Source organism: Dechloromonas sp. HYN0024, from assembly GCF_003441615.1.
Classification (GTDB): Bacteria; Pseudomonadota; Gammaproteobacteria; order Burkholderiales; family Rhodocyclaceae; genus Azonexus.
The window spans coordinates 2097915-2120044 of the sequence record NZ_CP031842.1; the positions used below are offsets into that span (position 1 = coordinate 2097915).

The window sequence follows — 22130 nt, forward strand, 5'->3', positions numbered from 1 at the left end:
CTCATTTCGCAGCTAACATAAGCGTTAATCGCGATTTCACCGCAATACGACTAACCGGGACTCAATAAAACTGCTGGAAGACTTGCCCCATGCGCGTTCTGATCGTTGACGACAATGCCTCGATGCGAAACCTACTCAACGTCCTGCTCTCCAGCCAGGGCTACGAGGTGGTCGGTTTGCTCGAGGAAGGCAAGGGGGTAATGGATGCTGTCCGCAAGCTGTCGCCGGATATCGTCTGCCTCGACTACCAGTTGCCCGGTCGCAATGGGCTCGACATCCTGCGCGAGATCAATTCGACCTATCCCGATATCGACGTTCTGTTCATCACCGCCTCCGAGGAGGCCGACATCAAGGCCAAGGCGGCCGATGCCGGGTCGGCAGGCTTTCTGCAGAAGCCCTTCGGACAAAAGCAGGTAATCGACGAATTGCAGCAGGTTTGCGCCACCCGTCAGGCGTCGCAGGGCAAGCGCCCGGAGACCGCCAGCAAGAACCTCACCGCTGAAGCCGGTAGCCAGCCAAAGCCCTCCCTGAAACATACGGCAGTCATCGTTGATGACAACGGGTCAATCCGTCTGCTGCTCAAGGGATTGGTCACCGAACTCGGCCTCAACGTGGTCGCCCAGGTCGCCAATGGCGAAGAGGCCATTCGCGCCGCCCAGGCGCACCACCCGACCGTGCTCTTTCTTGACGTCGACATGCCCATCCTCTCCGGTCTCGACGCCCTGCCCAAAATTCTGGAAGTAAGCCCGGCCACCGCCGTGGTCATGGTCACCGGTGACACCTCGCGAGGCATCGTCGAAAAAGCCGCCGGCCTGGGGGCTCGAGGTTATATCGTCAAACCGGTCCGACCGGCATATATTGAGAAGTTCGTGAAACAGTTGTTCAACATCTAAAGCCAAAGGACGCCGCGCCATGACCTTGATGATCGACTTTCCATTTCCGGGTGCCGCCTCCTGGGTCGATCACTTCAAGAGTATTGAAGTCCCCGTCCTGCGCCATACGGTGCACCAGTTGGAAGAACTGCGTGAGACCGCGGACACCATCAATACCCGCAAGCTGGCCTCCATCATCGAGCATGACCCGCTGATGACCCTGCGCGTCTTTCAGTACATGCAGGCGCACCGCTCAAGCAGCCAGTCGGCTGATATCACGACCGTGGAACGCTCCCTGGTGATGATCGGCACGCAGAATTTCTATAACAGCATTCAGGATCCGCCGATCGTCGAGCATCAGCTCAAGGGCTACCCAAAGGCCATGCTCGGCCTGCTCAAGGTCATCGCCAGAGCCCGCACGGCCTCGGCCTGGGCGAGGGACTGGGCCTTGTTCCGCCAGAATATCAGCTTCGACGAAATCGCCATGGCGGCCCTGCTCCATGACCTTGTCGAAATGCTCATGTGGTGCCTCGCCCCCAACCTCGCCGTGCGCGCCAAGGAGCGTCTGGCCGATGAACCGGGACGGCGCACCGTACAGATCCAGCAGGAAGTCTTTGGCGCCCCGCTCGACGAAATCGCCGTCGAACTGATCACCCACTGGGGGCTGCCACCCCTGCTCTGTTCCCTGCTCAACCCCGAGGATGCCGACACGGGCAATGTCCGGAACGTCATTCTCGCCGTCGACCTTGCCCGCCACTCGGCCAATGGCTGGAATGATGCAGCCCTGCCCGACGACTACCAGGCCATCGAAGCCCTTCTGCACATCGGCCACAGCAACCTTCTCGAGCGCATCGGCGCGCCCGAAGAGCAGATTCTGGCGGCCCGACAGGCAGAGGCGGAACAAGACCCGCTGTCGTCGTAGACACAAAGTTGCGACAGACAATACGCCAGATGCATTTTGGTGAATAATTACCCTATGCTAAAAATCTTCATCGCCAGCGCCACCCTGATATTTCTGTCGACCGCTGCCAGCGCGGAAATCTACAAGTGCCGCCTGGCCAATGGCAACACCGAGATATCCAACCTGCCCTGCCCGCTCGGCAGCAGCACCATCACCTCGCGCCCCGACGAACGCGTATCCGAAGCGGCCCGCCGGCAGGCCGAGCACGAGGTCGAACGGATGCGCCAATACGTCGAGAAACGTGAAGCCAGCCAGCGCGCCGAAGACACGGCGGCCCGCGATGAACGGGCAGCCACTCAGCCGCGCCGCACGCCACCGCCGGCACCGACGCTGCAGCGCCAGTACGCCAACACCGAAGAATGTCTGCGCAGCATTGAAGGAATGGCGCTGGAGGCCACCCAGCGCGCCCAGATGGAAGCCGAATGCCACAACATCGCTGCCCCTCCGCAGAATGTTTACATCCCGGGAACGGTGCCGGCCTACCCGCAGCATCCCCATTCACATCAACCGCCGAGCCATCTACCAAACCAGTTACCCACCCAGCAACCCATGCCAAAGACCGATCCGTTGCCGACGGCACCGAAGATCGTCATGCCGCCGCTACAGAAATAGTCCGTTCGAGCCCGACCGGCCCAGCCGCCAAGCGCCACTGCCTATCCCCGTCACCGAAACGGCAGGCTAAAATGCCGCCTTCCGGGCAACGCCAGCGTCGCCTCAACGCATGCCAAGGCCGACCATGACCGATGTCCTGAAACCCTACCCCGATGCCGCCGCCAGCGCCGAGATCGTTGCCCGCACCCAGTGCTGGGTTGAGCGCGCAGTAATCGGTCTCAACCTGTGCCCGTTCGCCAAAAGCGTCTTTGTCAAAAAGCAGGTTCGCTATGCCTTGAGTGCCGCCAGCACCGCGGATGAACTACTGGCCGAACTGGAACACGAGCTGACACACCTGGCCGATACCGCGCCGAATGAACTGGACACCACCCTGCTCATTCATCCGCTGGCGATGACCGATTTCCTCGATTTCCATTTTTTCCTGAGTGAAGTCGATGCCCTGATCCGCAATCTCGGGTTCGAAGGGGTTTTCCAGATCGCCAGCCTGCATCCGCAGTATGAATTTTCCGGTAGCGAACCGGATGACATCGCCAACTTCACCAACCGCTCCCCCTACCCGACCCTGCACCTGCTCCGCGAAAGCAGCATCGACCGTGCTGTGGCGGCTTTTCCCGATGCCGAAGCGATTTTCGAGCGCAATATCGAGACGATGGAGCGTCTGGGCCACGACGGCTGGAAGAAGCTCTGGCTGGGCTAATTCACACACCCATCATTTGGTCAGGCCAGACGTAAAAAAGGGCAGCCCGAAGCTGCCCGTTTTCTTTCTGCCCGCTGCTCTCGGGCTGCCCCTCAGGGCCGAAGCAATTAAACCGCTGCTTCGTTTGTTTCACCGGTACGAATACGCACGACCTGCTCGACCGGCATGACGAAAATCTTGCCGTCGCCGATCTTGCCGGTACGCGCCGCCTTGATGATGGCCTCGATGGCAGCATCGACGTGCTCACTATTGACGACGATTTCAATCTTGATCTTGGGCAGGAAATCAACGACGTACTCGGCCCCGCGATAGAGCTCGGTATGGCCCTTCTGGCGGCCGAAGCCCTTGACCTCGGTAACCGTCAGGCCGGCGATGCCGATTTCCGACAGGGCCTCGCGGACTTCGTCGAGCTTGAAGGGTTTGATGACAGCTTCGATCTTTTTCATGGGCTGATTCCTCTCTACAGGTTCTTAAAATTCGTCGGAATATCGATTGGTAATAGGATACCGCCAATCCTTGCCAAAACCACGCGGCGTGATGCGAATGCCGATCGGGGCCTGACGGCGCTTGTATTCGGCGATACGGAGCAGGCGAACAACGCGGCGCACGGCCTCTTCAGGCAAGCCGGCAGCAATGATCTCGCGCGGGCTGCGGTCTTCTTCCATGTAGGCGCGAACGATGGCGTCGAGCACTTCGTAGGGCGGCAGCGAATCCTGGTCGGTCTGGTCGGGCTTCAACTCGGCCGAGGGCGGCCGCACGATGATGTTTTCCGGGATGACCGGATCGCCCTGACACAGGGTGTTGCGATAAACCGAGAGGCGATAGACCAGCGTCTTGTAGACATCCTTGATGACGGCAAAGCCACCCGCCATGTCACCATACAGGGTGCAATAGCCAACCGCCATTTCAGACTTGTTGCCGGTGGTCAGGACCATTGCGCCGGTCTTGTTGGAGATGGCCATCAGAATGTTGCCGCGAATACGCGCCTGGATGTTCTCTTCCGTTGTATCGGCCGGCAAGCCGGTGAACAAGGGATCAAGCATGGTGCCATAGACGTCCATGGCTGGCGCGATGGCAATTTCGTCGTAGCGCACGCCGAGGACGCGGATCATTTCACGCGAATCATCGAGGCTCATCTGCGCCGTGTAGGGCGAGGGCATCATCACCGCCCGAACCTTGTCGGCTCCCAGGGCATCGACGGCAACGCACAGCGTCAAGGCCGAGTCGATACCACCGGAAAGGCCGATGATGGCGCCCTTGAAGCCGGTCTTACCGATGTAGTCACGGACGCCGAGTACCAGCGCCTTATACGCTTCGGCTTCGAGCGAGAGTTCGTCGGCCATTTGTTCGGACTGCAACTTGCCGTCAGCGAAATCGACAATGCCGAGCGCTTCGTCGAACTGCGGCAGGCGCATGCAGCAATTCTTGCGGGCATCCAAGGCAAAGGAAGCCCCATCGAAAACCAGTTCATCCTGACCGCCGACCAGATTGCAGTAAATGGCGGGAATGCCCGTTGCCTCGATACGCTGGCCGAGCACATGAACGCGTTGCTGATGTTTTTCCAGATGGCAGGGCGAGGCATTGAGGACGAGTAGCAACTCGGCCCCCGCCTTATGGGCCAGTTCGGCCGCACCGGCTTCCCAGATGTCGGCGCAGATATTGATGCCGCAGCGCACACCACCGAGGGTAACGACACAGGCCTCGGTGCCCGGCTCGAAATAGCGCCGTTCATCGAAGACTTCGTAATTGGGCAGGCGCATCTTGCGGTAAACCGCAATTTTCCGGCCATTTTCAATGACCGTTGCTGCGTTGTAGCAGCGTCCTTCGTGTTCTTCCGGATGGCCGACAACGACAGCAATGCCGTCGACCCGGGTGGCCAGGTCGTCAAGTGCACGACGGCTGGCCCGGTAGAAATCCGGGCGCAGCAGGAGATCTTCCGGCGGGTAGCCACACAGGGCCAACTCCGGGGTCAGCAGCACTTGGGCGCCGCGGGCTTTCGCCGCAACGGCGCACTGGATGATGCGTTCGACGTTGCCCGTCAGGTCACCGACGGTGGCATTGAACTGGGCAACGGCGATACGCAGCATGAGACTAACTTAGTAGTTCGGCTTTTCTTTCGCGTCGTTATAACGCTGGATGCCGGTCATGATTTCGTTGCGGGCAGCGTCGATGCCTTCCCAACCGTTGACCTTGACCCACTTGCCCGGCTCGAGATCCTTGTAGTGCTCGAAGAAGTGCGCGATCTGCTTGCGCAGCAGTTCCGGCATGTCTTCGAAGGTCTTGACGTCCTTGTAGAGCGGGGTCAGCTTGTCGACCGGAACGGCCAGCAGCTTGGCATCTTCACCACCTTCGTCGGTCATCGACAGCTGGCCGAGCGGGCGGCAACGGACGACAACGCCGGGCGGCAGGGAGAAGGGGCTGACCACCAGCACGTCGACCGGATCACCGTCACCGGCGATGGTGTGCGGGATGTAGCCGTAGTTGCAGGGGTAATGCATGGAGGTCGACATGAAACGGTCGACGAAAATCGCGCCGCTTTCCTTGTCGACTTCGTATTTGACGGGTTCGGAATGGGCCGTGATTTCGATGATGACGTTGAAATCGTCGGGCAGGGACTTGCCGGAAGGAACGTTATTTAGAGCCATCGTTATCTCTCTGCGATTGGGTTTGAGAACTTGTAATTATACCGTCGTGACGGCGCATATTTACGACCAGGCAGCGAGAAACTCCTGCCAGTGGGGCGCACCGATGCGAGCCAGCTGCGCCTTGATGAACTCGCCCTCGGCGACCTCTTCGGCCGCCGTCAGTTCGCCGCGCATGCGGCGGAAGCGGTTATAGACGAGATAGGTATTGATCACGTCCGTCTCGCAATAGTCGCGAATCTCGGCGCTCTTGCCGGCCTGCCAGGCTTCCCAGACCTTGCCGCCATCCATGCCGAGCTTGCCGGGAAAACCGTAGAGCTTGGCTAGATCGTCGAGCGGCGCATTGGCGCGAGCGTTGTAGAGGCCGAGCAGGTCCATCAGGTCAAGATGGCGCATGTGGTAGCGGCTGATGTAGTTGTTCCACTTGAAATCGCGCGAATCGGCGTAGTCGCCGTCGCCCAGATCCCAATAGCGCGGCGCCGCGACGCCGTGCAGCATGCCGCGATAATGCAGCACCGGCAGATCGAAACCGCTGCCGTTCCACGAGACGATCTGCGGCGTGAATTTCTCGATGCCGTCAAAAAAACGCTGGATGATGGTGCCTTCATCAAGGTCCGGCTCGGACAACGACCAGACCTTCAGCCCCTCACTGGTACGCAGAACGCAGGAGATGGTGACGATGCGCTGCAAGTGCAGCTGGAGGAAATCATTGCCCGTCTTGGCACGCCGCTGCTGAAAGGCAAGCTCGGCGACTTCATCGTCGGAAAGGCCGGCCGGCAGATCGTTGAGGCGGCGCAGGCCGGCCACATCGGGGATGGTTTCGATATCGAAAACGAGAACCGGTTTCATGCCGGGAAAACGCCGGTCGACAGGTAGCGGTCACCACGGTCGCAGACGATGGTAACGATCACCGCATTCTCGAGTTCCTGCGACAGGCGCAACGCAACGGCCAGCGCCCCGCCCGAGGAAATGCCGGCAAAGATGCCCTCTTCCATCGCCAGCCGGCGCGTCATGGCTTCGGCATCGGACTGGCTGACGTTTTCGACGCGGTCGACCCGGCTTCGGTCGAAAATTTTCGGCAGGTAGGCCTCCGGCCACTTGCGGATGCCGGGAATCTGGCTGCCGTCTTCCGGCTGACAGCCGACGATCTGGATGGCCGGGTTCTGCGTCTTGAGATAGGCCGAGGTCCCCATGATGGTGCCGGTGGTCCCCATGCTCGACACGAAGTGGGTGATCCTGCCCTCAGTGTCGCGCCAGATTTCCGGGCCGGTGCCTTCGATGTGGGCGAGCGGATTATCGGGATTGCCAAACTGGTCGAGAATGATGCCCTTGCCTTCGTCGCGCATCTTCTCGGCGACGTCACGGCACAGTTCCATACCGCCATCCTTGGGCGTCAGCACGAGTTCGGCCCCATAGGCGCGCATGCTCTGACGGCGCTCGATGCTCTGATTCTCGGGCATCACCAGGATCATTTTGTAACCCTTGATGGCTGCCGCCATGGCCAGGGCGATACCGGTGTTGCCCGAAGTCGCCTCAATCAGCGTGTCGCCCGGCTTGATGTCACCGCGCGCTTCGGCATGGACGATCATCGACAGGGCCGGACGATCCTTGACCGAACCGGCCGGATTATTGCCTTCGAGCTTGGCGAGAATGACGTTGTTGCGCCGCTCGTTATCGGCACCCGGAATGCGGACCAGACGTACCAGCGGGGTGTTTCCGACAAAATCCTGCAGGGTTTTATACATTGCGATTGAGCCACTCGATATATTGGGAGACGCCCTCTTCGACCGTCGCCATCGGGGCAAGGTAGCCGGCATCGCGCAGGCGCGTCAGATCGGCCTGGGTAAACGCCTGATACTTACCCTTCAGGGCCTCGGGGAAGGCGACGTATTCGAGCAAGCCCTGTGCCCGAAGTTCCGCCAGGGTAAGCGGCGCATCACCCTTGGCCTGACGGCAGCCATTGGCAGCGGCGACGGCGACATCGTTGAAGCTCTGGGCGCGGCCGGAGCCAAGATTGAAGATGCCCGACTTCTCGGGATTATCAAGGAAATACAGATTGACCTTGGCGACATCGCCGACAAAGACGAAATCGCGCATCTGGCCACCGTTTTCGTAACCGTGCGAGCCCTCGAAGAGCTTGACCTTGCCGTCGGCGCGGAACTGGTTGAAGTTGTGGAAGGCGACCGAGGCCATGCGTCCCTTGTGCGTTTCACGCGGGCCATAGACGTTGAAGTAGCGGAAGCCGACGATCTGCGAGGACGGGTTCTGTGCCAGGCGCTGACGGACGACCTGATCGAAGAGGAACTTCGAGTAACCATAGACGTTGAGCGGCCCTTCGAACTGGCGCTCCTCCTTGAACACGCTGCTGGCGCCATAGGTCGCCGCACTCGAGGCGTAGAGGAACTGGACATCCTGATCAAGGCACCAGTCGAGCAGGATGGTGGAGTATCGGTAGTTGTTCTCCATCATGTAGCGGCCATCGGTTTCCATGGTGTCGGAACAGGCACCTTCATGGAAAATCGCCTCGACCTCGCCATCAAAATGACCGGCCTGGATGCGCGCGATGAAGTCGTGCTTGTCGATGTAATCGGCGATTTCGCAGTCGATCAGGTTGTTGAACTTGTCGGCCTTGGTCAGGTTGTCGACGGCGATGATCTTGGTTACGCCCCGCTCATTGAGTGCCTTGACGATATTGGAACCGATGAAACCGGCAGCGCCGGTAACGACTGTGTACATGGCTATTCCTTACAGGCTTAGAGGGCGGCCGCGAGTTCTTCGCGACTGACAACGGCAGTACCAAGTTTGCCAACGACGATACCGGCCGCGATGTTGGCGACACGAATGGCCTCCGCCCAGTCGGCACCAGCCGCGATCATGACGGCCAGTGTGGCGATCACCGTATCACCGGCCCCGGAGACATCAAAGACCTCACGGGCCAGCGCCGGCTGATGATGGGTTTCATCAGCAAACAGGGTCATCCCCTCTTCGCTGCGCGTCACCAGCAGGGCCTCCAGGCCAAGTTCACCACGCAACTTGCGCGCCTTGGCGGCCAGTTCATCGTCCGAGGACCAGCGTCCAACCACCTCTTTCAATTCCGAGCGGTTCGGCGTGATCACCGTGGCCCCGGCGTACTTGCCCCATTCGTCACCCTTGGGGTCGACCAGGACCGGCTTGTCGTGGGCACGGGCGATACGGATCATCTCGGCGATATGGGTCAGGCCGCCCTTGCCGTAGTCGGAGAGGACAACCACATCGGACTGGACGACACGGGTTTCAAAATCGGCCAGCTTGGCCTGCAGGATTTCGTGCGACGGCGTCGTTTCGAAATCAATGCGCAGCAACTGTTGCTGTCGGCCGATGACGCGCAGTTTGACCGTCGTATCGATCTCGCGATCGACATGCAGACTGGCGTCAATCTGACCTTCTTCGAGCAGACGGCCCAGCGTACGGCCCGCCTCGTCGTCACCCACCACCGAGAGTAAGGCCGACACGGCACCGAGCGATGCGGCATTGCGCGCAACGTTAGCCGCCCCGCCGAGACGCTCTTCCATGCGCTGGACCTTGACCACCGGCACCGGGGCTTCCGGCGAGATGCGGCTGACTTCGCCAAACCAGTAACGGTCGAGCATGACGTCGCCGACCACGAGCAGGCGGACCTGCGAAATCTTTTCGAGCACGCTGCCGTTCATGGATCAGCGACCAATGGCGAAATATTCGATGCCGGATGCCCGCACGAATTTCGGGTCGTACAGGTTGCGACCGTCGAAAATCACCGGGTTCTTCAGGGTCGCCTTGATGGCCTCGAAATCCGGACTACGGAATTCCTTCCATTCAGTGACGATGAGCAAGGCATCGGCCTCGGTCAGGGCGCCCATCGGGCTTTCGGCGTATTTCAGACGGCTGTCGTCACCGAAAATGCGCTGCGTTTCATGCATGGCGACCGGATCATAAGCCGTCACCGTGGCACCAGCCGCAAACAAGTCGGCAATCAACTCGCGGCTGGGTGCTTCGCGCATGTCGTCGGTATTCGGCTTGAAGGCCAGGCCCCAAAGCGCAAAATGCTTGCCCTTGAGATCGCCGAAACGGCCCTTGAGCTTGCCGGTCAACACGTGTTTCTGGGCATCGTTGGCCTCCTCGACGGCGGTCAGCACCTTGAGGCTGATGCCGGCATCGTCCTTGGCCGTGGCGATCAGCGCCTTGACGTCCTTGGGGAAGCAGGAGCCACCGTAGCCGCAGCCGGGGTAGAGGAAGTGATAGCCGATACGCGGATCAGAGCCGATGCCCTGACGCACCATCTCGATGTCGGCACCGAGCACTTCGGCCAGATTGGCGAGTTCGTTCATGAAGCTGATGCGCGTCGCCAGCATGGCGTTTGCAGCGTACTTGGTCAGCTCGGCGCTCTTCACGTCGGTGATGATGAGGCGTTCGTGGTTGCGCTGGAAGGGCGCGTAGAGGGCGCGCATGAGGTGGATTGCCTGCTCTTCTTCAGCCCCGACAACGATGCGATCCGGCCGCATGAAGTCTTCGACGGCTGCACCTTCCTTGAGGAATTCCGGATTGGAGACGACGCTGTAGGGAATGCTCACACCCCGCTTGGCCAACTCGTCGGCAATCGCCGCCTTGACCTTGGCCCCGGTGCCGACCGGCACCGTGCTCTTGTCGACAACAACCTTGTAGTCGGTCATCAGGCGGCCGATGTTGCGCGCCGCGCCGAGCACGTACTGAAGGTCGGCCGAGCCGTCTTCGTCGGGCGGCGTACCGACCGCGATGAACTGGATGGTGCCGTGCTGCACGGCCTTTTCGACGTCGGTGGTGAAGTGCAGGCGGCCGGCGGCGACATTGCGGCGGACCATTTCCTGCAGACCCGGTTCGAAAATCGGAATACCGCCCTCTTCCAGAATGCGAATCTTCTCGGGGTCAACGTCCAGGCAGAGAACATCGTTGCCGACTTCCGCCAGACAGGTGCCACTGACCAGACCGACATAGCCAGTCCCGACAACGGTAATTTTCATAAGACTTCCTACAAGGATTGATCGAATTCTTCGCCGCGCCGCGGCGGGTAGGTTTCCCAGCCACCACAGGCCGGACAGCGCCAGTAGAACTGGCGGGCCTTGAAACCGCAATTATCGCATCGATAACGGGACAAACGCTTGGTATAGCCCTGGATGATGGTCTTGGCCAGTTCGACATCGGCCCGCACCTCCGGCGCCACCAGGGGCAGCCGGGCACTCATCAGCTTTTCCAGGCCAAGCAGGGTCGGATTGCGCTGCAACTCGGCGCGGACCAGACGGTAGGCTGCTTCGACGCCCTCGTTTTCGAGAACCAGCTGATAGACGACCTCGAGCAGATCGAGCGACGGATAACGTTCAAGATAGCCGCTCAACAACGCGATGCCTTCGGCCGGGCGCTCCAGTTTGCGGTAGGTCTCCAGCAGGCGCTGGGCGACCAGCGCGAGGTAGGCCGGGTCCTGCTGCTCGATGCGTTGCCAGGCCTCGATGGCGGCCTTGAGGTCGCCTTCCTGCAAAAGCAAATCGCCCTGGAGAAGGCTGGCGCGCACGCACTTGCGGTTTTCCTGGGTGGCGATATCGAGATATTCACGCGCCGTATCGGGACGCGAACGCATGATTTCGTTGGCTGCCAGCTCGCAGTAATACTCGGCGATGTCACGATGCGAGGCGACATCCGGCAGTTCACGGGCGATTTCAACGGCCTTCAGCCATTCCTTCTCGACCTGGTAGATTTCCAGCAGATTGCGCTTGGCCTCTTCTTCAAAGGCGCTGCCCAGCAGCTTGTTGAAAATTTCTTCGGCGCGGTCGAGCAAGCCTGCCTTGAGATAGTCCTGCCCCAACTCGGAGAGCGCCTGCAGGCGGACCTTGTCGTCAAGATCGGGCAGGTCGATGAGGTTCTGGTGCATGCGGATGGCCCGCTCGGTTTCACCACGCCGGCGAAACAGGTTGCCCAAAGCAAAATGCAGTTCGACGGTCTGCGAATCGACCTTGGCGACTTCGAGAAAGGAGTCGATGGCCTTGTCCGGCTGCTCGTTGAGCAGGAAGTTCAAGCCCTGAAAATAGGACCGCGGCAAGGTACGCGACTCATGCACGACCTGCTGCATGTCAACGCGGGCGGCGATCCAGCCGAAGGCAAAGAAGACCGGGATGAGCAGTAACTGCCAGTATTCGAATAAATCGTTCATGCAGGCGGCGGCACTAGAGGAGTGGACGAAGCAGGCCTGTGTGCAGCCTCGCGCTTCAGGCGCGTAATTTCACGTCGTTGACGAAAAATGGTGCCGAGCAACGAGAGTGCGCCAAGGATCACGCCGCCCACCAGAAAGGCCAGCAAGGCGATGATCAGCGGTGCCTGCCAGATGGTTCCGGGAAGCAGACGCAGGCTTACCGGATCGGTGTTCTGGGTGGCAAAGACCACCAGGAAAACAAAAATAATGGCCCGTACGGCCCAGGTTAGTGCTGTCATGAGATTCAATGAAAAAGGGCAGTGAAATCATTCACTGCCCTGAATCTACCACATCGGGCCAAGCCCGGCTTCAGATCGCCTGATCAACCCTTTCGCGCAATTCTTTTCCAGCCTTGAAATGGGGAACCCATTTGGCCGGGACGCCAACCTTTTCCCCTGATTTGGGGTTACGGCCAGTACGCGGTGGCCGATAGTTGAGCGCAAAGCTGCCGAATCCGCGGATCTCGATACGATCTCCTCGCACAAGTGCTTCGGACATCGCATCGAGAATCATCTTGACCGCAAAATCAGCATCTTTCGCCACCAGCTGCGGAAACCTCTCCGCCAGCCGGGCGATGAGCTCGGATTTGGTCATGCTTTTTGCCTATCAGCCTTGCTGGTTGAGCTTGGCCTTGAGAAGGGCACCCAGGTTGGTCGTGCCAGAAGCAGCGGCGGAAGATTCAGCAGACAGTTTCTGCATGGCTTCGTGCTGTTCGGCATTGTCCTTGGCCTTGATGGACAGGTTGATACCACGGGTCTTGCGATCCACGTTGATGATCATGGCTTCAACGGTATCCCCCACCTTGAGGTGTTGCGACAGGTCGTCGATACGATCACGTGAGAATTCGGAAGCGCGCAGGTAACCTTCGTTCTCACCATCCAGCGTCAGCACGGCGCCGCGAGCGTCAACCGTCTTGACGGTGCAGTTCACGATGCTGTTCTTTTCGTGGGTGGCGATGAAGTTGGTGTACGGGTCACCTTCCATCTGCTTGATACCGAGGGAGATACGCTCCTTCTCGACGTCGATGCCGAGGACCAGCGCCTCAACTTCGTCGCCCTTCTTGAAGTTGCGGATGGCTTCTTCGCCGGTCGCAGACCAGGACAGGTCGGACAGGTGAACCAGACCATCGATACCACCCGGCAGGCCGATGAAGATGCCGAAGTCGGTGATCGACTTGATAGCGCCCTTAACCTTGTCGCCCTTCTTGTGGTTCATCGCGAAATCGTCCCACGGATTGGCTTGACACTGCTTCATGCCGAGGGAGATACGACGACGCTCTTCGTCGATTTCGAGGATCATGACTTCGACTTCGTCGCCGAGCTGGACAACCTTGGACGGGTGAACGTTCTTGTTGGTCCAGTCCATTTCGGAAACGTGAACCAGGCCTTCGATGCCTTGTTCGATTTCGACGAAAGAACCGTAGTCGGTCAGGTTGGTGACCTTGCCGAAGAGGCGGGTACCAGCCGGGTAACGGCGGGCAATACCAACCCACGGATCGTCGCCCAGTTGCTTCATGCCCAGCGAGACGCGGTTCTTCTCGGCGTCGAACTTGAGGATCTTGGCGGTAACTTCGTCACCAACATTGAGCACTTCGCTCGGGTGACGGACGCGGCGCCAGGCCAGGTCGGTGATGTGCAGCAGGCCATCGATGCCGCCGAGGTCGACGAACGCACCGTAATCGGTGATGTTCTTGACGATACCCTTGACGGTGGTGCCTTCCTTGAGGTTCTCGAGGAGCTTTTCGCGATCTTTGTCAGCGGTGGCTTCGAGCACGGCACGGCGGGACATCACGACGTTATTGCGCTTGCGGTCAAGCTTGATGACCTTGAACTCCATGGTCTTGCCTTCGTACGGCGTGGTGTCCTTGACCGGACGCATGTCGACGAGGGAACCCGGCAGGAAGGCGCGGACGCCATTGGACATGACGGTCAGGCCGCCCTTGACCTTACCGGTGATGGTGCCGGTAACCAGGGAGTTGTTGTTCAGGGCTTCTTCCAGGAAGTTCCAGGCGGCGATGCGCTTGGCGCGATCGCGGGACAGGCGCGTGGCGCCGTAGCCGTCTTCCAGCATTTCGATGGCGACCTGGACGAAATCGCCCACGGCCACTTCGAGTTCGCCCTGATCATTCAGGAATTCTTCGAGCGGAACATAAGATTCCGATTTCAGGCCGGCATTGACCACAACGAAGTTGTGATCGATGAGCACCACTTCAGCAGTGATGACTTCGCCTTGACGCATTTCCTGGCGAGCCAGGGATTCTTCAAATAGTTGAGCAAAAGATTCCATTGACGGAGAGAACTTTCATGTTGCCGCGAATCGTGAAATCCACAGCGGGTTAGGGTTAAAACAAATTACCGGCCAGGATGGCCGGCAACACCTTACAACGACACTTCACGACTCCATGCCAGCACCTGGTTCACCGCCTGTTCGATGGTGAGATGCGTGGTGTCGAGCCGCTTGGCATCGGCTTCCTGACGAAGCGGGGCGACGCTGCGCTGCGAATCGCGCTCGTCACGTTGCACCAAGTCGGCCAGAAGGTCGGGGAGATTAGCAGATAATCCTTTGTCGATCAACTGCTTATAACGACGTTCGGCGCGCGCCTCGGCACTTGCCGTGAGAAAGACCTTAAGCGTGGCATGGGGAAAGACGACCGAACCCATATCGCGTCCATCGCCGACCAGTCCGGGCCGCTGGTTGAAGGCCCGCTGGCGGAACAGCAGGGCATCGCGAACCGCCGGCAGGACGGCAACCTTCGAAGCCCCAGCCGACATTTCTTCGGTGCGGATGGCATCGCCCACCACAGCCCCGCCCAGGCGGATTTCCTCGCCGGAAAATTCGACATCAAGCACGGCGGCAATAGCCGCCACCCCGGCCTCGTCATCCCAGGCCACGCCGGCCCGCTGAGCCGCCAGCGCGGTCAGGCGATAGAGCGCGCCGGAATCGAGATAGGCATAGCCAAGGGCCGCGGCCACCCGCCCCGCCACGGTACCCTTGCCGGAAGCCGACGGGCCATCGATGGCAATGACCGGCGCCGCCTTGGTGGCTGCAGCGAAACGCTCGAAGTAATCGGGGAAAGTCTTGGCCACGCACTTCGGATCGTTGATACGCAGCGGTGTCCCAAAAGCCGCCAGCGAGAAGCACATGGCCATGCGGTGATCGTCATAGGTATCGATGGCTGCCGAGTTGAGCGCCGCTGGGGTGACTCGGATGAAATCCTCTCCCTCCTCGACCAGCGCGCCGAGCTTGCGTAATTCAGTCGCCATCGCGGCAATGCGGTCGGTTTCCTTAACGCGCCAGCTGGCGATATTGCGCAACGTGGTCGTACCCTTGGCGAACAAGGCCGTCGTCGCCAGCGTCATCGCCGCATCGGGAATATGGTTGCAATCTAGATCAACCGCGACCAGCCCGGATTTGGGCGCCCGCGCCGCCATCCAGTTCGGCCCCATGTCGATTTCAGCGCCCATTTTGGCGAGTGCCTCGGCAAACTTCACATCGCCCTGGATCGAATCGCGCCCCACCCCTTCAACCCGCACCGGCCCGCCACCAATGGCGCCCAGCGCAAGGAAATAAGAGGCCGACGAGGCATCCCCTTCGACATACACAGTACCCGGTGAAACGTAACAGCTGCCCGCCGGCACCGTGAAACGCTGCCAGCCATCGCGTTCAACGATGACACCAAACCGCGCCATGATGGCCAACGTAATTTCGATGTAGGGCTTGGATATCAGTTCGCCAACCACCTCAACGGTTGCCGCCTCACCGGTCAGCGGCAAGGCCATCAGGAGGCCAGTCAGGAACTGGCTCGACACATCGCCGCGCACCTTGACTGCAACGCCCGGCGCAATCGTCGCCGGTTTGAGATGCAGCGGCGGGTAGCCGTCATTGCCCAGATAGGTGACATCCGCCCCCAGTTGCCGCAAGCCATCAACCAGATCACCAATCGGCCGCTCGTGCATGCGGGCGACACCCTTCAGGATGTAGTCGCCACCGGCCAGCGCCAGCGCCGCCGTGAGCGGCCGGAAAGCGGTACCGGCATTGCCCAGGAACAACTCAGCCTGCTTGACCGGGAAACGCCCGGCACAACCCTTGATCAGCCAGTTTTCGCCACCCAGATGGCTGACACCGACACCCAGCGCCTTGAGCGCATCGAGCATGCGCTCGGTATCGTCGGAGGCCAGCAGATCGCGGACTTCTGTTTCGCCTTCGGCCAGGGCGGCGAGGAGCAAAACGCGGTTGGAGATGCTTTTCGAACCGGGCAGGCGGACGGTGCCGGCGGCGGAAACGAGTTGGGGCAGGTCGAGGAATTCCATGGTCTATCCGAAAACAGCAAAGGACGAAATTCTACCCGCCCGATGCTCCGGACTGACATGCCCGATGGACATAAATGCGTTATTTAGATTTGACGAGAGGGCTATGCTTTAAGGCTTATCCATTTTTACGCTGCCCGCTCAAATTCCCCAGCCCGAAGCTGCCCACCGCACTCGTCCATAATCGCCATGAACCCGACGCTATAGGCCTGAAAGCCTAGCTCAGGGGCGTGTTCAGCATAATTTTTGTGTTCGTGATGATGGCCATGGAATGTGGCGTTCACGCGCATGGACTGGGCGAGCCCAGTAATGAGCGTGTAAGAATTTTTGTGTAAACGGTCACCCGGCAGGAAACTGCCACATTGCCAGGAGCGATGATGACCGTAGGAAAGAAAGCAGTACCCAAAGAGTTGCTGGATAGCCTGTTGGCTGATTACCGGAAGCCGGAAGACCTGATTGGTGAGAATGGGTTGCTCAAGCAACTCACCAAGCTGCTGGTTGAGAAGGCGCTGGAAGTTGAGATGGCTGATCATCTCGGCCACGGCAAGAATGAGCCGGTGGAGAACACCGCCGGCAATACCCGTAATGGCAAGAGTAAGAAGACGCTGAAAGGGGAGTTCGGGGCATTGCCGATAGAGGTTCCCCGCGACCGCCAAGGCACTTTCGAGCCGCAGCTAATCCCAAAGCACCAGACCCGCTGGACAGGCTTTGACGACAAGATTCTGTCGCTATACGCCCGTGGCATGACGGTCCGTGAAATCCAGTCGCATCTGGAAGAGATGTACGGCACGGAGGTGTCGCCCACCCTGATTTCGTCAGTCACCGATGCGGTCATTGAAGAGGCTAAGGCCTGGCAATCACGACCACTGGATGCGCTGTACCCGATCGTCTATCTGGACTGCATTCACGTCAAAGTCAGGGATGGCAGTGTGCGCGTCAAAGCCGTGTATCTGGCCATCGGACTCAACATGGCGGGCGAGAAGGAAGTTCTCGGTCTGTGGATCGCCCAGACGGAAGGCGCCAAGTTCTGGCTGCAGGTGGTCACCGAACTCAAGAATCGTGGCGTCCAGGATATCTTCATTGCCTGCGTCGATGGGTTGAAGGGCTTTCCGGAAGCCATCGAGGCCGTCTATCCCCATGCAGCCGTTCAACTGTGCATCGTCCATATGGTCCGGCACAGCCTGAACTACGTTTCCTGGAAGATGCGTAAAGATGTTGCTGCTGACCTCAAACGGATATACAGCTGTGCCACCGCCGACGAAGCAGAACAGATGCTCGGAGAGTTTGAGGGCAAATGGGACGATGCCTACCTGCCCATCAGCCAGTCCTGGCGCCGGAACTGGCCGCGCATAACGCCGTTCTTTGACTACCCGCCGGAGATCCGGAAAGTCATCTACACGACCAATGCGATTGAATCAGTGAACATGAGCCTGCGGAAAATCACCAAGAACCGGGGCTCCTTTCCGAGCGATGAGGCGCTGATGAAACTCTTCTATCTGGCACTCCGCAACATCAGCCAGAAATGGACCATGCCCATTCGCGATTGGAAAGCAGCACTGACCCGATTTACTATCCAGTTCGAAGACCGGATGAATAACGTTTAACTCAAACCCCGTTTACACAAAATTCCGGACACGCCCAATCCACATGGCGCTACCGGGAAGCCGGCGGCGAAGCTCAATATTTTGAGGCAGAGATGGCATGACATTAAGTTCGATGCCTATCAACCTCCGACATATTCCGGAACAAATAGCTTCAACCCTTGCTTGACCTCAGCCGCATGGCGAACAGAGGGCACCAGCCAGGCCAGCAAAGCCTCACGTTCGGCCTCGTCCATGCGATCAAGCAGGCGGGCAATGCGCAGCTTCGGATGCGGCGTCGGCAGCGTGGCCTCATCATCGGCCAGCAGCTCTTCATAGAGTTTTTCACCAGGCCGCAACCCGGAGAATTCGATTCGGATATCGTCTTCCGAAAACCCAGATAGGCGGATCATGTCGCGGGCCAGATCGACTATGCGCACCGGCTCGCCCATATCGAGCACAAAAATCTCACCGCCCTGCCCCATCCACCCGGCCTGCAGCACCAGCTGCGCCGCCTCGGGAATGGTCATGAAATAACGCACGATGTCGGGATGGGTCACGGTCACCGGGCCGCCGCGCGCAATCTGCTCGCGGAACTTGGGAATGACGCTGCCGTTGCTACCCAGGACATTGCCAAAACGCACCGTGACGAATCGTGTGCCGCCATCAACCTGTTGAGCGCGACAAAGCCGCTCAGCCAGACGCTTGCTGGCCCCCATGACATTGGTCGGATTCACGGCCTTGTCAGTCGAGATCAAAACAAATTTATCGACCCCCGCCCTCTGTGCCGCCCGCGCCAAAGTCAGTGTGCCCAAAGCATTCGTCCGCACAGCCTGCCAGGCATTGGCATCCTCCATCAGCGGCACATGCTTGTAAGCTGCCGCGTGGAAAATCACCGCCGGCTGTTCGGTGACCAGAATTTCATCAACCCGATCGGCATCACGCACATCCCCGGCCCAACAGCTACGGGAGAGCATCGGGCACAAATGGGATAACTCTTCATCCATCTTGTAGAGGGCAAATTCAGACGAATCCAGCAGAACCAGCCGGCCCGGCGAAAACTTGGCGATCTGGCGGCACAGTTCGGAACCGATCGACCCCCCCGCCCCGCTAACCAATACCACCCGCCCAGTCAGCAATTCATGAAGCCCTTGGTCATCGAGTGAAACCGCTTCCCGACCCAGCAAATCTTCCAGCTCAACGCGCCGGATATTGGATACAGACAGGCGCCCCGCCAACAGGTCATCATAGGATGGCATGGTCATCACGGCCAATCCAGCGCCCGATGCATATTCAGCCGCGCTGCGTCGCTCCGATGATTTGGCTTCAGGCATCGCCATGATCACATGCTTGACGCCGTACTTGCCGGCCACCTCGCCGATATTCGCCACGGAGCCAAACACCGGCAGGCCGCGCAGGCTGCGCCCAGTCTTCTGGGGATTTTCATCAACCAAGGCCACGGCGTACCACAATCCGCTGCGATGCAATTCACGCAACAAAGAATCAGCTGCCTCGCCAGCGCCCAGCACCAATACCGGCTGCCCGCGCATCTTGGCCGGGCCGTATATGCGGTGCTCCTTCCAACTGCGATAGGCAAAGCGACTGCCACCCATCATTAAAGCCAGCAACAAGGGGTGCAAGATAAGCACTGAACGTGGAATCGGACCCAAGCCCAAAAAGACGACAGCCGCCGTCATTAGCAAACCACCAACCACAACCGCTGCAACGAGATGCTGCAAATCTGAAAGACTGGCAAAGCGCCACAAGCCACGGTACAACCCGAACGCGAAGAACAAGGAACCCAGCAAGGGCATCACCCAAAGCAGGGAATGCTGAGCCACCCCGACAAACTCGGGCGGTATATCGAAATTGAATCGCAGCAAAAAAGCCAGCGCCCACGCCAGCGCAACAGCCACGAGATCGTGGAAAAATGCGGCGTAAGTACGTGGATTGGTCATGCGATGCGTTCCAGAAAAACTCCAGTTCAGACCGTCTGCCGGTCAAAGCTAGGTATTTTAACCTGCTTGCAACGCGTCATCAGCGCTCAGTGCGACACACCATCGCGACGCAGCACCTTGATGAAGGTGAGCCAGATAATGTGGATATCAAACCATAGCGAACGCCGCTTAAGGTATTCGACATCCAGCTTGACCTTTTCCGGAATCGGCAATTCGTCCCGGCCATTGATCTGAGCCCAACCGGTCAAACCAGGCACCAGATCATGCACACCCAACTCAGTCCGCAAGGCAATCAGATCATCCTGATTGAACAGCGCCGGGCGCGGCCCGACAAAGCTCATGTCGCCAACCAGAATGCTCCACAACTGCGGCAATTCATCTAGGCTGGATTTCCGCAAAAATGAACCAATCGGCGTCAGATGGGCGTTCGGGTCTTTGAGCAGATGTGTCGCCACCGCGGGGGTACCGATGCGCATACTGCGGAATTTCGGCATTTTGAAAATGCGGTTGTGGCGACCGACCCTATCCGACCAATAGAGTGCAGGGCCATGTGATGTTAGCGTTACGGCCATTGCGACAAGGAAAATGGGTACGAGTGCAAACATCAAGATAAGCAGAGCGAATACCAAGTCAAATGTGCGTTTAATAATGGGAACCATTGTTGTTCAAGATGCCAATCAGTCTCCCAGAAACAGACGATAAAATTCCAAAAGAATATCTCGGCAACCATTGATGATCATAGAGGTAAGAACCCGTTCGCCTACAACTATGTAGATAAGCCGGCGCGGCTTGAAAGTGGTCTAACAGTGAGCCCCCCGGATTTAGTACCAAAAGGCCAGATACTAAAAGTCCTTGAGTTGCAAATAAATACACTTAGCATGATAGAGTAAGAACCAAGTAGAAACTGACGACCAATAGTGATAGCTGGGCCGACTTGACTAGCACTCACAAGAAATATCGATATCTATCGGTTTTGCCATGACTAAAATAATAATATTATCAGTATTCCTTTGCATTGTATTTTCCATAAACGCCCAAGCTCAATCGCTAAACGATTTTATTGAATTGACTATTAATTCACATCCGGCTATGCAGTCGCAGCGCAATCAGATGGATGTGGCGCAGGCCGACCGGGAGGTGGCACGGCAGCAGTTCTTGCCGACACCATCGGTCAATGTCGAGAACAAGGCATGGTCGAACAAGAGCGCCAACAGCCCGACCAACAATGGCGATGACACGGTGTTGGTCCTGCGCTTGCAGCAGCCCTTGTGGACGGGTGGTCGTCTGACCGCCGGGCTGGACAAGGCCGATGCGCAAATATCGGTGACCGCGGCGGCCCTGCTGGAAACCCGGCAGCAGCTGGCCTTGCGTACCATTCAGGCGTGGGGCGAGTGGTATGGGGCGGATTTGAAGGTGCAGGCGATGGAGCGCAGCCTGGCCGAGCATCAGCGCCTCAAGGAGCAGGTCCAGCGCCGCGTTGAGGCGGGGGCGTCGGGGCCGAACGAACAGGTGCTGACCGATGGTCGGGTCGATCAGACGCGGTCGCAACTGGAGGCTTATAAGGGCCTGCTGCAGATGGCCAGAATGAAACTGGCTCTGCTCACCGGCCGGCCGTTGGCGAGGGAGGCCAGGCCGAGCCAGGTTTTGAAATTCAGCCCGCCGGGGATGGAGCTGGTACAGGACAAGGTGCGCGCGGCGAGTCCGTCGATCCAGAAACTTGAGGCCCAGATCAAGGTGCAGGAGGCGGAGGTGGACGAGCGTAAATCCGACCTCATGCCGGAGGTTTTCCTGCGCGCCGAGCATCAGCATGGCAACGCCACATACAGTAACGTGCCGGATAGCGACGCGGTTTTTGTCGGGGTATCGACCAAGCTGGGGGCGGGCTTCTCCAGTCTTTCGCGCATCGAGTCGTCGCGCAAGCGTTTGCAGGCCGCCAATGCCGAGCGGGAAGCGACGGAAAGAGCGGTGCTTGAGCAGTTTCAGGGGGACTGGGTGCAATACCATACCCTGCGCGCCCGGATCCCGGCGCTGGAGGCGAGTCTGACCTCCACCCGCCTGACCGCCGAGGCGTGGGATCGTCAGTTTCTGGCCGGCCGGAAGTCCTGGCTGGAGGTGATGAACACGACGCGCGAACTGGCCCAGGCAGAAATCGAACTGGCCGATGCGAAGGCCGCCCTGGTGCAGACGGAATGGCGTCTGGCGGTGCTCAGCGACGGGGTTGATGAGGTCTTGCGAGGCAATGCCCAATCGGCATCGATACGCCGGTAAG

21 protein-coding genes are annotated in these 22130 nt (G+C 59.1%); 6 read left to right on the forward strand and 15 right to left on the reverse strand.

Translation table 11 applies throughout. The annotated features are described in order from the left end of the window. Positions 1-89: 89 nt before the first annotated feature. The 4 genes from HYN24_RS10055 (at position 90) to HYN24_RS10070 (ending at position 3142) form a co-directional block, all read left to right on the forward strand. On the forward strand, positions 90-893 hold the full coding sequence (locus HYN24_RS10055; protein ID WP_117609123.1) for a response regulator: 804 nt from the start codon (positions 90-92) through the stop codon (positions 891-893). A 19-nt stretch (positions 894-912) separates the two neighbouring features. Then, on the forward strand, positions 913-1794 hold the full coding sequence (locus tag HYN24_RS10060; RefSeq protein ID WP_117609124.1) for an HDOD domain-containing protein: 882 nt from the start codon (positions 913-915) through the stop codon (positions 1792-1794). Positions 1795-1848: 54 nt separating this feature from the next. After that, the gene (locus HYN24_RS10065) at positions 1849-2445 is read left to right on the forward strand and encodes a DUF4124 domain-containing protein (protein ID WP_117609125.1); all 597 of its coding nucleotides are present in this window, start codon (positions 1849-1851) and stop codon (positions 2443-2445) included. A 124-nt stretch (positions 2446-2569) separates the two neighbouring features. Further along, entirely contained in the window at positions 2570-3142 is a 573-nt protein-coding gene (locus tag HYN24_RS10070; RefSeq protein ID WP_117610310.1) for a DUF1415 domain-containing protein, read from the forward strand. Between the two features lie 107 nt (positions 3143-3249). Here the strand turns inward: HYN24_RS10070 and HYN24_RS10075 are convergent, their stop codons facing one another. The 13 genes from HYN24_RS10075 to HYN24_RS10135 all read right to left on the reverse strand — a co-directional run bounded on the left by HYN24_RS10075 (position 3250) and on the right by HYN24_RS10135 (position 16326). Next, on the reverse strand, positions 3250-3588 hold the full coding sequence (locus HYN24_RS10075) for a P-II family nitrogen regulator (protein WP_117609126.1): 339 nt from the start codon (positions 3586-3588) through the stop codon (positions 3250-3252). Between the two features lie 24 nt (positions 3589-3612). Beyond that, a complete protein-coding gene (locus tag HYN24_RS10080; RefSeq protein WP_117609127.1) occupies positions 3613-5229 on the reverse strand; it encodes an NAD+ synthase in 1617 nt (538 codons plus the stop codon). Between the two features lie 9 nt (positions 5230-5238). Next, a complete protein-coding gene (gene ppa / locus HYN24_RS10085) occupies positions 5239-5787 on the reverse strand; it encodes an inorganic diphosphatase (RefSeq protein WP_117609128.1) in 549 nt (182 codons plus the stop codon). Positions 5788-5847: 60 nt separating this feature from the next. Further along, positions 5848-6633, reverse strand: coding sequence for a 3'-5' exonuclease (locus HYN24_RS10090; RefSeq protein ID WP_117609129.1), 786 nt, complete (start codon positions 6631-6633; stop codon positions 5848-5850). Beyond that, complete coding sequence (gene cysM / locus HYN24_RS10095; protein WP_117609130.1) at positions 6630-7529, reverse strand: cysteine synthase CysM; 900 nt, start codon at positions 7527-7529, stop codon at positions 6630-6632. Before cysM ends, HYN24_RS10090 begins: the two co-directional genes overlap by 4 nt. Then, a complete protein-coding gene (gene rfaD / locus HYN24_RS10100) occupies positions 7522-8520 on the reverse strand; it encodes an ADP-glyceromanno-heptose 6-epimerase (RefSeq protein ID WP_117609131.1) in 999 nt (332 codons plus the stop codon). The genes cysM and rfaD overlap by 8 nt, the downstream gene beginning before the upstream one ends. 17 nt (positions 8521-8537) lie before the next feature. Further along, on the reverse strand, positions 8538-9473 hold the full coding sequence (rfaE1, locus tag HYN24_RS10105; protein ID WP_117609132.1) for a D-glycero-beta-D-manno-heptose-7-phosphate kinase: 936 nt from the start codon (positions 9471-9473) through the stop codon (positions 8538-8540). Between the two features lie 3 nt (positions 9474-9476). Then, positions 9477-10796: a UDP-glucose/GDP-mannose dehydrogenase family protein gene (locus HYN24_RS10110; RefSeq protein ID WP_117609133.1), complete on the reverse strand. Its 1320-nt coding sequence runs from the start codon at positions 10794-10796 to the stop codon at positions 9477-9479. Between the two features lie 8 nt (positions 10797-10804). Further along, positions 10805-11977: a lipopolysaccharide assembly protein LapB gene (gene lapB / locus HYN24_RS10115; RefSeq protein WP_117609134.1), complete on the reverse strand. Its 1173-nt coding sequence runs from the start codon at positions 11975-11977 to the stop codon at positions 10805-10807. Next, entirely contained in the window at positions 11974-12255 is a 282-nt protein-coding gene (locus HYN24_RS10120; protein ID WP_162888696.1) for a lipopolysaccharide assembly LapA domain-containing protein, read from the reverse strand. The genes lapB and HYN24_RS10120 overlap by 4 nt, the downstream gene beginning before the upstream one ends. A 70-nt stretch (positions 12256-12325) precedes the next feature. After that, positions 12326-12610 (reverse strand): integration host factor subunit beta, encoded by a 285-nt coding sequence (locus HYN24_RS10125; RefSeq protein WP_117609136.1) that lies wholly within the window; start codon positions 12608-12610, stop codon positions 12326-12328. A gap of 12 nt (positions 12611-12622) precedes the next feature. Then, a complete protein-coding gene (gene rpsA / locus HYN24_RS10130; RefSeq protein ID WP_117609137.1) occupies positions 12623-14302 on the reverse strand; it encodes a 30S ribosomal protein S1 in 1680 nt (559 codons plus the stop codon). Between the two features lie 92 nt (positions 14303-14394). After that, positions 14395-16326 carry a bifunctional 3-phosphoshikimate 1-carboxyvinyltransferase/cytidylate kinase gene (locus HYN24_RS10135; RefSeq protein ID WP_117609138.1) on the reverse strand — a complete coding sequence of 644 codons (1932 nt, stop codon included), beginning with the start codon at positions 16324-16326 and terminating at the stop codon, positions 14395-14397. A gap of 374 nt (positions 16327-16700) precedes the next feature. On the opposite strand from HYN24_RS10135, the gene HYN24_RS10140 reads away from it, so the two are divergent. Next, positions 16701-17927: an IS256 family transposase gene (locus HYN24_RS10140; protein ID WP_117610312.1), complete on the forward strand. Its 1227-nt coding sequence runs from the start codon at positions 16701-16703 to the stop codon at positions 17925-17927. Positions 17928-18046: 119 nt separating this feature from the next. Here HYN24_RS10140 and HYN24_RS10145 read toward each other — a convergent pair whose 3' ends face one another. Continuing rightward, the gene (locus HYN24_RS10145; RefSeq protein WP_117609139.1) at positions 18047-19861 is read right to left on the reverse strand and encodes a nucleoside-diphosphate sugar epimerase/dehydratase; all 1815 of its coding nucleotides are present in this window, start codon (positions 19859-19861) and stop codon (positions 18047-18049) included. Positions 19862-19947: 86 nt separating this feature from the next. After that, positions 19948-20520 carry a sugar transferase gene (locus HYN24_RS10150; RefSeq protein ID WP_205421372.1) on the reverse strand — a complete coding sequence of 191 codons (573 nt, stop codon included), beginning with the start codon at positions 20518-20520 and terminating at the stop codon, positions 19948-19950. Positions 20521-20839: 319 nt separating this feature from the next. Between HYN24_RS10150 and HYN24_RS10155 the strand changes: the two genes are divergently transcribed. Beyond that, on the forward strand, positions 20840-22129 hold the full coding sequence (locus HYN24_RS10155) for a TolC family protein (RefSeq protein ID WP_117609140.1): 1290 nt from the start codon (positions 20840-20842) through the stop codon (positions 22127-22129). The last annotated feature ends 1 nt before the right edge of the window (position 22130 follow it).

Excerpts from the sequence above, each read along its gene's own strand:
- HYN24_RS10125 (WP_117609136.1), bottom strand. The coding sequence starts at position 12,610 with ATGACCAAATCCGAGCTCATCGCCCGGCTGGCGGAGAGGTTTCCGCAG.
- HYN24_RS10080 (WP_117609127.1), bottom strand. The coding sequence starts at position 5,229 with ATGCTGCGTATCGCCGTTGCCCAGTTCAATGCCACCGTCGGTGACCTG.
- cysM (WP_117609130.1), bottom strand. The coding sequence starts at position 7,529 with ATGTATAAAACCCTGCAGGATTTTGTCGGAAACACCCCGCTGGTACGT.
- HYN24_RS10145 (WP_117609139.1), bottom strand. The coding sequence starts at position 19,861 with ATGACCAATCCACGTACTTACGCCGCATTTTTCCACGATCTCGTGGCT.
- HYN24_RS10070 (WP_117610310.1), top strand. The coding sequence starts at position 2,570 with ATGACCGATGTCCTGAAACCCTACCCCGATGCCGCCGCCAGCGCCGAG.
- HYN24_RS10140 (WP_117610312.1), top strand. The coding sequence starts at position 16,701 with ATGACCGTAGGAAAGAAAGCAGTACCCAAAGAGTTGCTGGATAGCCTG.
- HYN24_RS10135 (WP_117609138.1), bottom strand. The coding sequence starts at position 16,326 with ATGGAATTCCTCGACCTGCCCCAACTCGTTTCCGCCGCCGGCACCGTC.
- HYN24_RS10155 (WP_117609140.1), top strand. The coding sequence starts at position 20,840 with ATGACTAAAATAATAATATTATCAGTATTCCTTTGCATTGTATTTTCC.
- rpsA (WP_117609137.1), bottom strand. The coding sequence starts at position 14,302 with ATGGAATCTTTTGCTCAACTATTTGAAGAATCCCTGGCTCGCCAGGAA.
- HYN24_RS10110 (WP_117609133.1), bottom strand. The coding sequence starts at position 10,796 with ATGAAAATTACCGTTGTCGGGACTGGCTATGTCGGTCTGGTCAGTGGC.
- HYN24_RS10055 (WP_117609123.1), top strand. The coding sequence starts at position 90 with ATGCGCGTTCTGATCGTTGACGACAATGCCTCGATGCGAAACCTACTC.
- rfaE1 (WP_117609132.1), bottom strand. The coding sequence starts at position 9,473 with ATGAACGGCAGCGTGCTCGAAAAGATTTCGCAGGTCCGCCTGCTCGTG.
- HYN24_RS10060 (WP_117609124.1), top strand. The coding sequence starts at position 913 with ATGACCTTGATGATCGACTTTCCATTTCCGGGTGCCGCCTCCTGGGTC.
- HYN24_RS10120 (WP_162888696.1), bottom strand. The coding sequence starts at position 12,255 with ATGACAGCACTAACCTGGGCCGTACGGGCCATTATTTTTGTTTTCCTG.
- ppa (WP_117609128.1), bottom strand. The coding sequence starts at position 5,787 with ATGGCTCTAAATAACGTTCCTTCCGGCAAGTCCCTGCCCGACGATTTC.
- rfaD (WP_117609131.1), bottom strand. The coding sequence starts at position 8,520 with ATGTACACAGTCGTTACCGGCGCTGCCGGTTTCATCGGTTCCAATATC.
- HYN24_RS10150 (WP_205421372.1), bottom strand. The coding sequence starts at position 20,520 with ATGGTTCCCATTATTAAACGCACATTTGACTTGGTATTCGCTCTGCTT.
- lapB (WP_117609134.1), bottom strand. The coding sequence starts at position 11,977 with ATGAACGATTTATTCGAATACTGGCAGTTACTGCTCATCCCGGTCTTC.
- HYN24_RS10090 (WP_117609129.1), bottom strand. The coding sequence starts at position 6,633 with ATGAAACCGGTTCTCGTTTTCGATATCGAAACCATCCCCGATGTGGCC.
- HYN24_RS10075 (WP_117609126.1), bottom strand. The coding sequence starts at position 3,588 with ATGAAAAAGATCGAAGCTGTCATCAAACCCTTCAAGCTCGACGAAGTC.
- HYN24_RS10065 (WP_117609125.1), top strand. The coding sequence starts at position 1,849 with ATGCTAAAAATCTTCATCGCCAGCGCCACCCTGATATTTCTGTCGACC.